At 71.9% G+C, this 12,332-nt stretch carries 14 protein-coding genes; 10 read left to right on the top strand and 4 right to left on the bottom strand.

What is annotated here, in order from left to right:
• Positions 1–102: 102 nt before the first annotated feature.
• Positions 103–789, bottom strand: coding sequence for a hypothetical protein (locus tag B7C62_03240; protein ID ARF71380.1), 687 nt, complete (start codon positions 787–789; stop codon positions 103–105).
• A 35-nt stretch (positions 790–824) separates the two neighbouring features.
• On the opposite strand from B7C62_03240, the gene B7C62_03235 reads away from it, so the two are divergent.
• On the top strand, positions 825–2,156 hold the full coding sequence (locus tag B7C62_03235; GenBank protein ID ARF71379.1) for a GntR family transcriptional regulator: 1,332 nt from the start codon (positions 825–827) through the stop codon (positions 2,154–2,156).
• An 80-nt stretch (positions 2,157–2,236) separates the two neighbouring features.
• Here the strand turns inward: B7C62_03235 and B7C62_03230 are convergent, their stop codons facing one another.
• Positions 2,237–3,205 (bottom strand): EamA family transporter, encoded by a 969-nt coding sequence (locus tag B7C62_03230; GenBank protein ARF76963.1) that lies wholly within the window; start codon positions 3,203–3,205, stop codon positions 2,237–2,239.
• A gap of 118 nt (positions 3,206–3,323) precedes the next feature.
• Between B7C62_03230 and B7C62_03225 the strand changes: the two genes are divergently transcribed.
• Entirely contained in the window at positions 3,324–4,247 is a 924-nt protein-coding gene (locus tag B7C62_03225) for a LysR family transcriptional regulator (protein ID ARF71378.1), read from the top strand.
• Here B7C62_03225 and B7C62_03220 read toward each other — a convergent pair whose 3' ends face one another.
• Positions 4,248–4,721, bottom strand: coding sequence for a pyridoxamine 5-phosphate oxidase (locus B7C62_03220; GenBank protein ID ARF71377.1), 474 nt, complete (start codon positions 4,719–4,721; stop codon positions 4,248–4,250).
• Between the two features lie 125 nt (positions 4,722–4,846).
• On the opposite strand from B7C62_03220, the gene B7C62_03215 reads away from it, so the two are divergent.
• Together B7C62_03215 and B7C62_03210 are read left to right on the top strand one after the other, a co-directional pair.
• Complete coding sequence (locus B7C62_03215; GenBank protein ARF71376.1) at positions 4,847–5,503, top strand: isochorismatase; 657 nt, start codon at positions 4,847–4,849, stop codon at positions 5,501–5,503.
• A gap of 43 nt (positions 5,504–5,546) precedes the next feature.
• Positions 5,547–6,056, top strand: coding sequence for a Mini-circle protein (locus B7C62_03210; GenBank protein ARF71375.1), 510 nt, complete (start codon positions 5,547–5,549; stop codon positions 6,054–6,056).
• Positions 6,057–6,152: 96 nt separating this feature from the next.
• Here the strand turns inward: B7C62_03210 and B7C62_03205 are convergent, their stop codons facing one another.
• Positions 6,153–6,599 carry an iron-sulfur protein gene (locus B7C62_03205; protein ARF71374.1) on the bottom strand — a complete coding sequence of 149 codons (447 nt, stop codon included), beginning with the start codon at positions 6,597–6,599 and terminating at the stop codon, positions 6,153–6,155.
• Positions 6,600–6,733: 134 nt separating this feature from the next.
• On the opposite strand from B7C62_03205, the gene B7C62_03200 reads away from it, so the two are divergent.
• The 6 genes from B7C62_03200 to B7C62_03175 all read left to right on the top strand — a co-directional run bounded on the left by B7C62_03200 (position 6,734) and on the right by B7C62_03175 (position 12,225).
• Entirely contained in the window at positions 6,734–7,612 is an 879-nt protein-coding gene (locus B7C62_03200; GenBank protein ID ARF71373.1) for a hypothetical protein, read from the top strand.
• On the top strand, positions 7,609–7,992 hold the full coding sequence (locus B7C62_03195; GenBank protein ARF71372.1) for a hypothetical protein: 384 nt from the start codon (positions 7,609–7,611) through the stop codon (positions 7,990–7,992). The genes B7C62_03200 and B7C62_03195 overlap by 4 nt, the downstream gene beginning before the upstream one ends.
• A gap of 204 nt (positions 7,993–8,196) precedes the next feature.
• Positions 8,197–8,958, top strand: a complete 762-nt coding sequence (locus B7C62_03190; protein ARF71371.1) for a beta-ketoacyl-ACP reductase — start codon at positions 8,197–8,199, stop codon at positions 8,956–8,958.
• A 20-nt stretch (positions 8,959–8,978) separates the two neighbouring features.
• Entirely contained in the window at positions 8,979–9,734 is a 756-nt protein-coding gene (locus tag B7C62_03185; GenBank protein ARF71370.1) for a 3-oxoacyl-ACP reductase, read from the top strand.
• Between the two features lie 115 nt (positions 9,735–9,849).
• Complete coding sequence (locus tag B7C62_03180) at positions 9,850–11,430, top strand: peptide-binding protein (protein ID ARF71369.1); 1,581 nt, start codon at positions 9,850–9,852, stop codon at positions 11,428–11,430.
• Positions 11,431–11,532: 102 nt separating this feature from the next.
• Complete coding sequence (locus B7C62_03175) at positions 11,533–12,225, top strand: uracil-DNA glycosylase (protein ID ARF76962.1); 693 nt, start codon at positions 11,533–11,535, stop codon at positions 12,223–12,225.
• Positions 12,226–12,332 lie beyond the last annotated feature (107 nt).

The raw sequence follows: 12,332 nt of genomic DNA, 5'->3' as shown, positions 1-12,332 counted from the left end.
CGGCCCGGGCGGCGGGCTCGTGGCGGGGTGTCCGGGTGGCGGGCTCGCGGTCATGTGCCGGGGTCCGGCCCGGGTCCGCCTGTCCGCTCGGGACTCCCGGGGTCAGAGCGCGTGGAGGTAGTCCGGTATGCCGACGGCCGGGTCCAGGTCGTCCGCCGGGACCGGGCGCGCGTGGCCCCGGGTGAGCGGCACGATCCCGGTCCAGTGGGGGAGGGCGAGGTCCTCCGGCTCGTCGTTGGGGCCGCCGGTGCGGACCTTCGCGGAGACCTCGTCCAGGTCCAGCCGGATCACCGCCGTGGCGGCCAGCTCCTTGGCGTTGGCCGGACGCGCGTCCTGTGAGCGGCCGGGGACGGCCTGGTCCACGATGGAGTCCAGGGCGATGCGCAGCTCCTCGGGGTCGGTCACGGTGGTGGCGGTGCCGTGGACCACCACGGAGCGGTAGTTCAGCGAGTGGTGGAAGGCGGACCGGGCCAGCACCAGGGCGTCGACATGGGTGACGGTCAGACAGACCGGCAGGCCCGGGTCGGCCGCCCGGATGGTCCGCAGCGGCCGCGATCCGGTCGACCCGTGCACGTACAGCCGCTCCCCGACCCGTCCGTACATGGTCGGCAGCACGACCGGCGCCCCGTCCCGGACGAAGCCGAGGTGGCAGAGGTAGGCCCCGTCGAGGATCGAGTGGACCAGCTCGCGGTCGTAGGAGGCGCGTTCCCTGGACCGGGTGGGCACCGTGCGGTCGGTGGGGGTGTACGAGGAGGGGGCCGTCGCAGACGTCGTGGCGGGGTGCCGCATTGCGTACTCCATTGCACTAGTGCATACTGTTGTTTGTGCTAGGAGAGTATCGGATCAGTGGGCGGCGCGCATCGGAGATCGCCGCCAGTGTGGAGCGCGGGGTCGGCTCCGGAGAGCTCGCGCCCGGTCATGTGCTGCCTCCCCTGCGGGAGTTGGCCGCCCGCCTGGAGGTCAATCCGAATACGGTGGCCGCCGCCTACCGGACCCTGCGCGAGCGCGGAGTGATCGAGACGGCGGGCCGCCGGGGGAGCCGGGTGCGGGCGCGCCCCGCCAGCACGCCCCGCGGCTCCCTGCGGATCGAGGCGCCGCCGGGCGTACGCGACCTCGGCGAGGGCAACCCCGATCCGGCCCTGCTGCCGCCCCTCGGCCCGGCGCTCGCCGCGGCCGCCGCGATCGACGCCGAACACCCCGGTCTGTACGGGGAGGAGCCCGTGGTCCCGGAGTTCGCCGCGTACGCGCGGGGCGCGATGGACGCCGACGGGGTGCCGGAGGGGCCCGTCGCCGTGACCTCCGGCTCCCTCGACGCCATCGAACGGGTGCTCGCCGCGCATCTGCGGCCGGGGGACACGGTGGCGGTGGAGGACCCGGGGTGGGGCAGTGTGCTCGACCTCGTCCCCGCGCTCGGGCTGCGTGCCGTACCGGTCGGGGTGGACGACGACGGGCCGCTGGTCGCGGACGTGGAGCGGGTGCTGCGGGCCGGGGCGCGGGCGCTCGTCGTCACCGACCGGGCGCAGAACCCGACCGGGGCCTCGGTGGGCGAGGGCCGCGCCCGGGAGCTGAGGGCCGTGCTCGCCCGCCACCCGGACGTGCTGCTGATCGAGGACGACCACGGCCACGCCATCGTCGACCTGCCGCTGCACCCGCTGGCGGGCACCACGGACCACTGGGCGTTCGTCCGGTCGGCGGCCAAGGCGTACGGGCCCGATCTGCGGGTCGCCGTACTCACTGGCGACCCGGTCACGGTCGACCGGGTCGGGGGGCGGCAGCGGCTGGGGCCCGGCTGGGTCAGCCGGCTGCTCCAGCGTGCGGTGCTCCACCTGTGGACCTCGGACGCCGTGGACACCGCCGCTGTCGCCCGGTCGTACGGAGAGCGCCGCGACGCCCTCGTACGGGCGCTGGCGGAGCGGGGGGTGGCGGCTCGCGGGCGCAGCGGGATGAACGTGTGGGTGCCCGTCAGCGACGAGACCGGGGCCGTCACCCGGCTGCTGCGCGCGGGGTGGGCGGCGGCCCCCGGCGCGCGCTTCCGGGTGGCCACGCCCCAGGCGGTGCGGCTCACCGTCTCCCGGCTGGGCGCGGCGGACATCGGGCCGCTGGCCGACGCGGTGGCGGCGGCGGCCGGACCGGCGCGGCCGGTCACGTACGGGTGAGACGTGCGCGTACGGTCGTCTGCCGTTGTGGGCGCCTGGTCATGTACGGGGATGGAGGAGGCGGGCTCGTACGGTTGGGGTCATGTACGGCTGAGGCGCTCCGGCCGGACGTCCGGCGTACGGGGCCGGGGGCGGGCGGCGGCCGACGGGCGGCTCTGGGTGAGGGCCGCTCCGGCCAGCACGATCACCGCGCCCACCGGGGTGTTCCAGGTCAGCTGCTCGCCCAGCAGGGTCACGCCCGCCGCCGTGGCGATCACCGGGATGAAGTAGGTGACCATCTGCCCGGTCGTCGGGCCCACCTCCTGGACCAGCCCGTACTGGAGCAGCACCGCGAGGCCCGTGCCGAGCGCGCCCAGCGCCAGGACGGACAGGGTGGGCAGGACCGGGAACGAGTCCGGTGCGGAGGTGAACACCGGGGTCACCACGGCCAGTTGGAGCGTCCCCACGAAGAGCTGGCTGCCGGTGAGCGTCAGCGTCGACGAGCCGGTCCCCGCCAGCGTACGGCGGACGTAGATCCAGCCGACCGCGTAGCTGAACGAGGCCAGCAGCGCCATGCCCGTACCCGGCAGGTCCAGGCCGGAGAAGCCCTGCCAGGCACCCAGGACGGTCAGGACGCCGAGGAAGCCGATGCCCAGGCCCGCGACCCGGCGGCGGGTCGGGCGGTCCTCGGAGAGGGCGACCACCGAGAGGGCCATGCCCCACAGGGGCGAGGTCGCGTTGCAGATACCGGCGAGGGTGGAGGGGATCGTCAGCTCGGCGTAGGAGAAGAGGGAGAACGGCAGGGCGTTGAGGAAGAACGCCGCCACCGTGATGTGCCCCCAGGTCCGGGCCGAGCGCGGCAGCCGCTCGCGGCGCACCGCCATCGCGACGGCCAGCACGGCGGTCCCGGCGAGCAGCCTGCCCAGGGTGACCTGGAACGGCGCGTACCCCTCGGTGCCCACCTTGATGAGCAGGAAGCTGAACCCCCAGATGAGGGAGAGCGCGGCGAACCGGATGCGCCAGTCCACGGCGGGGCGCCGGGCGGCGGGAGCGGGCGGAAGAGGGGGCACGGAGGCGGCCGGAGGGATGGCGGGCTGCTGGCAGGGGGCGCTCATGGCTCCACGATGACGAACCGTACTGGTTAGAACAAGCGAGAGTTTCTGCGCCTTTTCGCTTAGCATTGCTTACATGTTGAATCTGGAGCGGCTGCGCACCCTGGACGCCCTCGCCCGGCACGGCTCGGTGAGCGGGGCCGCCGGAGGGCTGCATGTCACCACATCGGCGGTCTCGCAGCAGATGGCCAAGCTGGAGCGCGAGGTCGGCCAGCAGCTGCTGACCCGGAACGGCCGGGGGGTCCGCCTCACCGACGCGGGCCGGCTGCTCGCGGACCACGCCGCCCGTATCCTGTCGCAGGTGGAGCTGGCCCAGTCCGACATCGAGGCCCAGCGGGGCGAGGTGGTCGGCGAGGTGATGCTCTCCGCCTTCCCCACGGCGGCGCGCGGACTGCTGCCCGCCACACTGCTCGCCCTGCGCGCCGGCCATCCGGAACTGAGGGTGCGGACGCGGGAGCTGGAGCCCGAGCAAGGGCTCCTCGCCGTGCTGCGGGGCGATGTCGACGTGGCCGTGGTGCTCGACTGGAGCAACAAGCGGCTGCCCGTGCCCGGTGGTCTGACCAAGGCCGAACTCCTCGACGACGCACCGGACATCGCCATGCCCGCCGGGCATCCGCTGGCGGGCCGGGCCGAAGTGGAGCTGGAGGACTTCGCGCAGGACGAGTGGGTCTCCTGGCCGGAGGGGGAATTCTGTTACGAGTGGCTCGTGTTCACCCTGCGCTCCCGGGGCATCGAGCCGCGCATCTCCCATCTGGCTGGGGAGCACCACACCCAACTGGCCCTGATCGCCGCCGGGTTCGGTGTCTGCGTGGCGCCACGGCTGGGCCGGGGCCCGGTCCCCGAAGGGGTCTCCCTGGTGCCGGTGCGGCAGACCGTGCGCCGCCACATCCATGCCGTCTGGCGTACGGACGCCGACCGCCGTCCCTCGGTCCGGGCCACGGTCGACGCGCTGCGGGCGGTGGGGGAGCGGGTGGCGGGCGGGGCTCCGGCCACCGGGTGACTACCGCCCCAGCTCCGCGAGTTTGCGGAAGTCCCACGAGGTGACGGTGTCCGGGGTGAGCCGCAGCCAGGCGTGCCGGCCGTCGTGCGGCATCTCCGTCATCCCGAAGTACTTCGCGGGGAACAGTCGCTCCGGTACGTCGAGTTCGGCGCACGGCTCACCCGTACGCGGAGCCTCGCCGACGAACCGGACCGTACCGGCCAGCTCCACACCGCGCAGTTCGTCGTACGTCTCGCCGTCGTCGACCACGACGGCGAGCCGCGGGTCCTCGCGCAGCTGGGACCAGCGCAGGCTGCGGGTGATGGAGTACAGCCAGAGCGAGGAGCCGTCCCAGACGAACCAGAGCGCGCCGATGTGCGGAGGCCCGTCGGCGGCGAGGGTGGCGACCCGGCAGGTGCGCTGCTCGCGGAGATAGGCGTCCCGCTCCCCGGGGGTCATCATGATCCGGCGGCCGCGGCGCTGGGTGTCGGTCATGCGGTGTCCTCCCCTTGCTATCTGATGATGTGTCAGAAATCATGGGGGCTCCTTCCGTGCGGCGCAACGCCGTCCGCCGCACGGCGGGCGGAAGAAGTGGAAGCGGCAGAGGAAGAGGTGGCCCCGTGGCGTCCAGGGAATCGCAGGAACGGCTCGCCGCGCTGCTGGCCCCCGCCACCACCGTACTGCTGACCGTCGAATGCCAGCGGGGTGTCGTGGGACCGGACAGCGCTCTGCCCGAACTCGCCAGGGCCGCCCGCTCCTCGGGCGCCCTCGACAACATCGCCCGCCTGGTCGCCGCCGCCCACGAGGCCGGGGTCCAGGTCATGCACGCCGTCGCCGAGAGCCGCCCCGACGGGCGCGGCGCCAACCGCAACGCCCGTCTCTTCCGCGCCGCCGCCCGGCTCCCCGTCCAGCAGCACACCGGCACCACCGCCGTACGGATCGCGCCGCCCGTCGAGGTGGCGGAAGAGGACCTCGTCGTGCGCCGGTTGCACGGGCTCTCGCCGCTCGCCGGGACCGATGTGGACGCCCTTCTCCGTAACCTCGGCTGCCGCACGCTCGTCGTCACCGGGGTCTCGGCCAACGTCGCGATCCCCAACGCCGTGTTCGACGCCGTCAACCTCGGCTATACGGCGGTCGTCCCGTCCGACGCGATCGCGGGGGTGCCCGCCGAGTACACCCCCGCGATGATCCGCAACACTCTCGCCCTGGTCGCCACCGTCACCACCACCGACGACATCCTGGGCCGCTGGAAGGGGCCCAGGAGGCAGACGGGGTAGGTTGCGGGGGTCCTGAACCCGACACGGACGAGGAGCCCGACCGGTGACCACCGACCCTCGCACCGCCCCGCCCCGCTCCGGCAGTGAGCGCGACACGCTGCGGGCCTTCCTCGACTACCACCGCGAGACGCTCGCCATGAAGTGCGACGGGCTCACCGACGAGGAGCTGCGGCGGCGGTCGATGCCGCCGTCGACGCTTTCGCTGCTCGGCCTGGTGCGGCACATGGCGGAAGTCGAACGGGCCTGGTTCCGCCGGGTGTTCGAGGACAACGACGCCCCGATGGTCTGGTCCGACCGGATCGACTTCCAGGCGGCGTACGACGCGAGCGCGTCGACCGGGGCCGAGGCGTTCACGGCCTGGGAGGCCGAGGTCGCGCACTCGCGCCGCATCGAGCGGGAGGCCGCGTCCCTGGATCTGGCCGGGCACCAGCCGAGGTGGGGCCAGGACGTGTCGCTGCGGATGGTGATGGTGCACGTACTGCTGGAGTACGGCCGCCACAACGGGCACGCGGACTTCCTGCGGGAAGGCGTGGACGGGACCGTCGGCGCCTGAGCGCCTGCCGTCTCTGTCAACTTCCTTACGAAGCAACGGAGTCGGCCACCGCCACGCGGGCTGCCGCGGCGGCGGCCGACACGGCGGCGACAGGCCCTACACCAGTGTGATCGACCCGCCTTCCACCGTGATCTCCCGCGCGGGCAGCGGCCGGGTGGCGGGCCCGCCCGTGGGGCTGCCCGTCCCCGCGTCGAACGTCGAATTGTGGCAGGGGCAGGTGATCGTCCCGTCCCTGACGTCCTTGACCGCACACCCCTGATGGGTGCACGTGGCCGAGAACGCCTTGAACTCACCGGCTTTCGGCTGGGTCACCACGACCTTCTGCGCGGCGAAGACCACCCCGCCGCCCTCCGGGATGTCCGCCGTCCGCGCGAGGACGGCCGCGCCCTCCCCGCCGCTCCCCGGCTGCCCGGCCGACTCCGCGCCTCCCGAGCCGTCCGAACCCCCGCACGCGGTGAGTGCGGCAGCCGCTCCGGCGGCCCCCACCGCCAGGACGACGGTGCGGCGTTCGAGGAGGATACGGCGCTCCTGCGCTGCGCTCATCGCGGCAATTCCCTTCATCGGTATCCATGAATGACTACGGCTCCGGCCGCATGACCACGGCCTCGGTCATGGGTACGGAGAGCGGGGCGCGGGTGTTCAGCGCGGGGTGCGGGGACGGCCGATAGCCTGGGCGCATGCTCACCGAAGTCACTGCGACCCGCTACGTCACGCCCCTGCGTGAGGGCGGCTCGCTCCCGGGCATCGTCGAGGCCGACGATCTCGGTACGTACGTCATGAAGTTCACCGGAGCCGGTCAGGGCCGCAAGACCCTCGTCGCGGAGGTCATCTGCGGGGAGCTGGGGCGCAGGCTCGGGCTGCGGGTGCCGCCGCTGGTGGCCATCGAGCTGGACCCGGTCATCGGGCTCGCCGAGCCCGACCAGGAGGTGCAGGAGCTGCTCAAGGCGAGCGGTGGGCTCAATCTGGGCATGGACTATCTGCCGGGGTCGCTCGGGTTCGACCCCCTCGCCTACGAGGTCGGCGCGGCCGAGGCGGGGCGGGTCGTCTGGTTCGACGCGCTGATCAACAACGTCGACCGCTCCTGGCGCAACCCCAACCTGCTGGTCTGGCACGGCGACCTCTGGCTCATCGACCACGGCGCCACCATGATCTGGCACCACAACTGGCCGGGCGCCGAGGCATCGGCGGCGAAGCCGTACAACGCCTCCGACCATGTGCTGGCCTCCTTCGCCCCGGACCTCGCCTCCGCGGCCGCCGAGCTCGCCCCGCTGGTCACCGAGGAGCTGCTCACCGAGGTGGCCGCCGAGGTCCCGGACGTCTGGCTGGTGGACGAGCCCGGGTTCTCCTCCACCGACGAGCTGCGCCGCGCCTATGTGGCGCCGCTGCTGGCGCGGGCCGCCACCGTCCACGAGCGGATCGTTCTGGACGCTCCGGCCGTGAACCGGCCCTCCCAGGCGCCTGGCTGGCTCACCGACCGGCTGCCGCCCCGGCCGAAACCGGCCGGTGGCGACCGCGCCGGGGCCACCGCCCGTACCGGCCGGGAGGGTGGCCGATGACGCGCCGCGAGGTCTTCGAGTACGCGCTCCTGCGGGTCGTCCCCCGCGTCGAGCGCGGGGAGTGCTTCAACGCGGGGGTGCTCGTCTACTGCCGGGCCCACTCGTTCGTCGCCGCCCGTACGCACCTGGACGAGGCGAAGCTGAGGGCGCTGGACCCGGACGCCGACGTCATCGGGGTGCGGGCCGCCCTCCACGCGGTCGAAGGGGTCTGCGGCGGCGGGGAGGGGGCCGGGCAGGCGTCCGGCGACGACGCCGGACGGCGCTTCCGCTGGCTGATCGCCCCGCGCTCCACGGTCGTCCAGCCCGGGGCCGTGCACACCGGGCTCACCACCGACCCGGCCGGTGAGGTGGACCGGCTGCTCGATCTGCTGGTGCGCTGAGCCCGGGCCCCGGGGCCGCCGCCCGGTGTGACGTGCGGCCCCCGGGGGCGTACGCCGTTGACACCGGGTGCCAGGGCTTCTAGCGTCTCGTCTGCTGAAGGTACTAAGCGGTTGCTCAGTCATCGGGGCCTCTCCGGCAGGGACTGACCGGAGAGGCGCCCCGACGTCCGCTGAGCCGCTATCCAAGGGCGAGGAGAACCAAGCATGTCCACCACCGAGCAGCGCGTTGCCATCGTGACGGGAGCGGCGCGGGGCATCGGCGCCGCCACCGCCGTACGTCTGGCGGCCGAGGGCCGCGCCGTCGCCGTACTCGACCTCGACGAGGCGGCCTGCAAGGACACCGTCGAGAAGATCACCGCCGCCGGGGGCACCGCGCTCGCCGTCGGCTGCGACGTGTCGGACAGCGCCCAGGTGGAAGCCGCCGTCGCGCGGGTCGCCGCCGAGCTGGGCGCTCCGACCATCCTCGTGAACAACGCGGGCGTGCTCCGCGACAACCTGCTGTTCAAGATGAGCGAGTCCGACTGGGACATCGTGATGAACGTCCACCTCAAGGGCGCGTTCCTGATGGCGAAGGCCGTCCAGGCGCACATGGTGGAGGCCAAGTTCGGCCGGATCGTCTCCCTCTCCTCCTCCTCGGCCCTCGGCAACCGCGGCCAGGCCAACTACTCCGCCGTCAAGGCGGGGCTCCAGGGCCTCACCAAGACCCTCGCCAAGGAGCTCGGCAAGTTCGGCGTCACCGCCAACGCCGTCGCCCCCGGCTTCATCGTCACCGAGATGACCGCGCAGACCGCCGCCCGCGTCGGCATGGGCTTCGAGGAGTTCCAGGCCGCGGCCGCCACCCAGATCCCCGTCCAGCGCGTCGGCCGCCCGGAGGACGTTGCGAACGCGATCGCCTTCTTCACCGGCGACGACGCAGGCTTCGTCTCCGGCCAGGTCATCTACGTGGCCGGCGGCCCCCTCAACTGACCCGAAGGGCAGCGAACGACATGACGGTGCAGGACAGCGGAAAAGTCGCCCTCGTCACGGGCGCCAGCCGGGGCATCGGCTACGGGGTCGCCGAGGCGCTCGTCGCGCGCGGGGACCGGGTGGCCATCACCGGACGGGGCGAGGAGGCCCTCAAGGAGGCCGTGGAGCGGCTCGGCGCCGACCGGGTCATCGCCATCCCCGGCAAGGCCCACGACGAGGCCCACCAGGCGGAGGCGGTCGGGCGGACCATGGAGGCGTTCGGCCGGGTCGACTTCCTGGTCAACAACGCGGGGACGAACCCGGTCTTCGGCCCCATGGCCGAGATGGACCTCAACGTGGCCCGCAAGGTCTTCGAGATCAACGTGATCTCGGCGCTCGGCTTCGCCCAGCAGACCTGGCGGGCCTGGCAGAAGGAGAACGGCGGGGCGATCGTCAACATCGCCTCCGTCGCCGGTGTCTCCCCCTCGCCGTTCATCGGCGCGTACGGGATGTCCAAGGCGGCCATGATCAACCTGACCCTCCAGCTGGCGCACGAGTTCGCGCCGGTCGTCCGGGTCAACGCGATCGCCCCCGCCGTGGTCAAGACGAAGTTCGCCCAGGCGCTCTACGAGGGCCGCGAGACGGAGGCTGCCGCCGCCTACCCGCTCGGCCGGCTCGGGGTGCCCGAGGACATCGGGGGCGCCGCGGCCTTCCTGACCTCGGCGCAGTCGGACTGGGTCACCGGGCAGACGCTGGTGGTCGACGGAGGGATTTTCCTCAACGCCGGAGTTGGCTGAGTGACCTCTACCAGTTTGACCTGATCGAACCTTGCGCCCCGCTGGACAGGGGGACTGCTCCGGCGGGGCGTTGCGGTATGGTCTGCCGACCCATGGCTGATCGAGGAGCGTGCACGTGTTCTACCGGGCCAGTCTGCAGGCCGCTGCAGCCCTAGCATCCCTTTCTCTGCTGGCAGGCTGCGGTCTTCTCTCCGACAGCGGGTCGGAGGAGAACCAGAAGATAACCGTCGGCACGACGAGCTCCCCGTCCACGCTGGACCCCGCGGCGGCCTGGGACGGCTCCTGGGAGCTGATGCGGAACATCTACCAGACCCTGGTGAGCTTCCCCACCGGCAGTACGAGCCCCGAGCCGGACGCGGCCGAATCCTGCACGTTCACCGACGCCACGAGCATGGCCTACCGGTGCACGCTCAAGAAGAACCTGAAGTTCTCCAACGGCGAGAAGCTCGACGCCCGGGCCGTGAAGCACTCCATCGACCGGATCGTGGACATCCACTTCAAGGGCGGCCCGGCCGGTATGCTCGGCTCGCTCGACCGGGTGGAGACCAAGGGCGACGACACCGTCATCTTCCACCTGAACAAGTCCGACGCCACCTTCCCGTTCATCCTGGCCACGCCCGCCATGTCGCTCGTCGCCCCCGGCGACTACCCCAAGGACAAGATCCGCGACGACGGGAAGATCACCGGCTCCGGGCCCTACCTCCTGGACTCCTACGAGGCCGGCGTCAGCGCCGAGTTGACGAAGAACCCCGACTACAAGGGCTTCGCCAACCGGAAGAACAACGCGGTCACCATCCGGTACTTCGAGCAGTCGGCCCAGATGGTGAACGCCCTCAAGGCCAAGGACATCGACGCCACCTACCGCGGTCTGACCGCCGAGGAGGTCGTCGGCCTGGAGGACAAGAAGGAGGGCAACGAGGGCCTTCAGATCATCGAGACCACCGGCGCGGACATCCGCTTCCTCGTCTTCAACCCCAAGGACCCGGCCGCCTCCAAGCCCGCCGTCCGCAAGGCCATCGCCCACATCGTGGACCGCGACGCCCTGGTCGCCAAGGTCTACCGGGGAACCGCCGAACCCCTCTACTCGATGATCCCCAAGGGCATCTCCGGACACACCACCAGCTTCTTCGACACCTTCGGCGATCCGGACGTGAAGCAGGCCAAGGAGATCCTGACCTCGGCCGGGATCACCGAGCCGGTGAAGATGACCTTCTGGTACACCACCGACCGGTACGGTTCCTCCACCCAGCCCGAGTTCGAGGAGCTGGAGCGGCAGCTGGAGAAGTCGGGACTCTTCGACATCACGCTCGAGAGCGCACCCTGGAAGACCTTCCAGGAGGGCTTCACCCAGGGCGAGTACCCGGTCTTCGGCCGTGGCTGGTTCCCGGACTTCCCGGACCCGGACAACTTCATCGCCCCCTTCGTCGGCGAGGAGAGCGTCACCGGTACCCCGTACCGCAACAAGGAGATCACCCAGGAGCTCATCCCCGCCACGCGCCAGGAGAGCGACCGGGGCGCGGTCAGCAAGCAGTTCGAGCGGGCCCAGCAGATCCTGGTCGAGGACGTCCGGCTGCTGCCGCTGTGGCAGGGCAAGCTGTACGTGGCCTCGGGCGACGACATCGGCGGCGGCGAACGCGCACTGGACCCGCAGACCGTGATGCAGATGTGGGAGCTGTACCGCAAGGCCAGCTGGTAGCAGGCTTACGGGCCCGGGGAGTTCGGCCTCCCCGGGCCCGTTGTCAGTGGTGGGCGGTAGGTTCTGGGATCAAGAACTTGTTGCTCACCGGAGGTTGTGGACGTGACCGATATCGACCTGCTGCCCGAGTCCTGGCGCGGCGTCCTCGGCGAAGAACTGCAGAAGCCGTACGTCAAGGAGCTGGCGGACTTCGTCGAGGAGGAGCGGGCCAAGGGACCCGTCTACCCGCCGCGCGAGCAGGTCTTCGCCGCCCTGGACGCCACACCGTACGAGAAGGTCAAGGTCCTCGTCCTGGGCCAGGACCCGTATCACGGGGAGGGCCAGGGGCACGGGCTCTGCTTCTCCGTGCGGCCCGGTGTGAAGACGCCCCCCTCCCTGCGCAACATCTACAAGGAGATGCAGCAGGAGCTCGGCCTGCCGATCCCGGACAACGGTTATCTGATGCCGTGGGCCGAGCAGGGCGTCCTCCTGCTGAACGCGGTGCTCACCGTGCGCGCCGGTGAGGCCAACTCCCACAAGGGCAAGGGCTGGGAGAAGATCACCGACGCGGTGATCCGCGCCGTCGCCGAGCGGCCCGACCCGGCCGTCTTCGTCCTCTGGGGGAACTACGCCCAGAAGAAGCTTCCCCTGATCGACGAGGAGCGCCACGTCGTGGTGAAGGGCGCCCACCCCTCCCCGCTCTCCGCGAAGAAGTTCTTCGGCTCCCGGCCCTTCACCCAGATCAACGAGGCCGTCGCGGCCCAGGGCCACCCGCCGATCGACTGGCGCATCCCGAATCTCGGCTCGGCGGGCTGAGCGGGCCGGACGAGCGGACGGGCCGTACCGCCCGTGCCTGAGCGGTATCGCGGACCACCGGCGCTAGCGTCGGAGGGACCGGGACCGGCTGGACGGGCAAGAGGAGA

The organism is Kitasatospora albolonga (assembly GCA_002082585.1).
GTDB lineage: Bacteria > Actinomycetota > Actinomycetes > Streptomycetales > Streptomycetaceae > Streptomyces > Streptomyces stephensoniae.
This window is presented reverse-complemented; position numbering and strand designations above follow the sequence as displayed.

What these genes read in the sequence shown, in the direction of transcription:
- B7C62_03240 (ARF71380.1), bottom strand. Translation starts at nt 789, where the DNA reads ATGCGGCACCCCGCCACGACGTCTGCGACGGCCCCCTCCTCGTACACC.
- B7C62_03225 (ARF71378.1), top strand. Translation starts at nt 3,324, where the DNA reads ATGTTGAATCTGGAGCGGCTGCGCACCCTGGACGCCCTCGCCCGGCAC.
- B7C62_03220 (ARF71377.1), bottom strand. Translation starts at nt 4,721, where the DNA reads ATGACCGACACCCAGCGCCGCGGCCGCCGGATCATGATGACCCCCGGG.
- B7C62_03205 (ARF71374.1), bottom strand. Translation starts at nt 6,599, where the DNA reads ATGAGCGCAGCGCAGGAGCGCCGTATCCTCCTCGAACGCCGCACCGTC.
- B7C62_03200 (ARF71373.1), top strand. Translation starts at nt 6,734, where the DNA reads ATGCTCACCGAAGTCACTGCGACCCGCTACGTCACGCCCCTGCGTGAG.
- B7C62_03195 (ARF71372.1), top strand. Translation starts at nt 7,609, where the DNA reads ATGACGCGCCGCGAGGTCTTCGAGTACGCGCTCCTGCGGGTCGTCCCC.
- B7C62_03190 (ARF71371.1), top strand. Translation starts at nt 8,197, where the DNA reads ATGTCCACCACCGAGCAGCGCGTTGCCATCGTGACGGGAGCGGCGCGG.
- B7C62_03185 (ARF71370.1), top strand. Translation starts at nt 8,979, where the DNA reads ATGACGGTGCAGGACAGCGGAAAAGTCGCCCTCGTCACGGGCGCCAGC.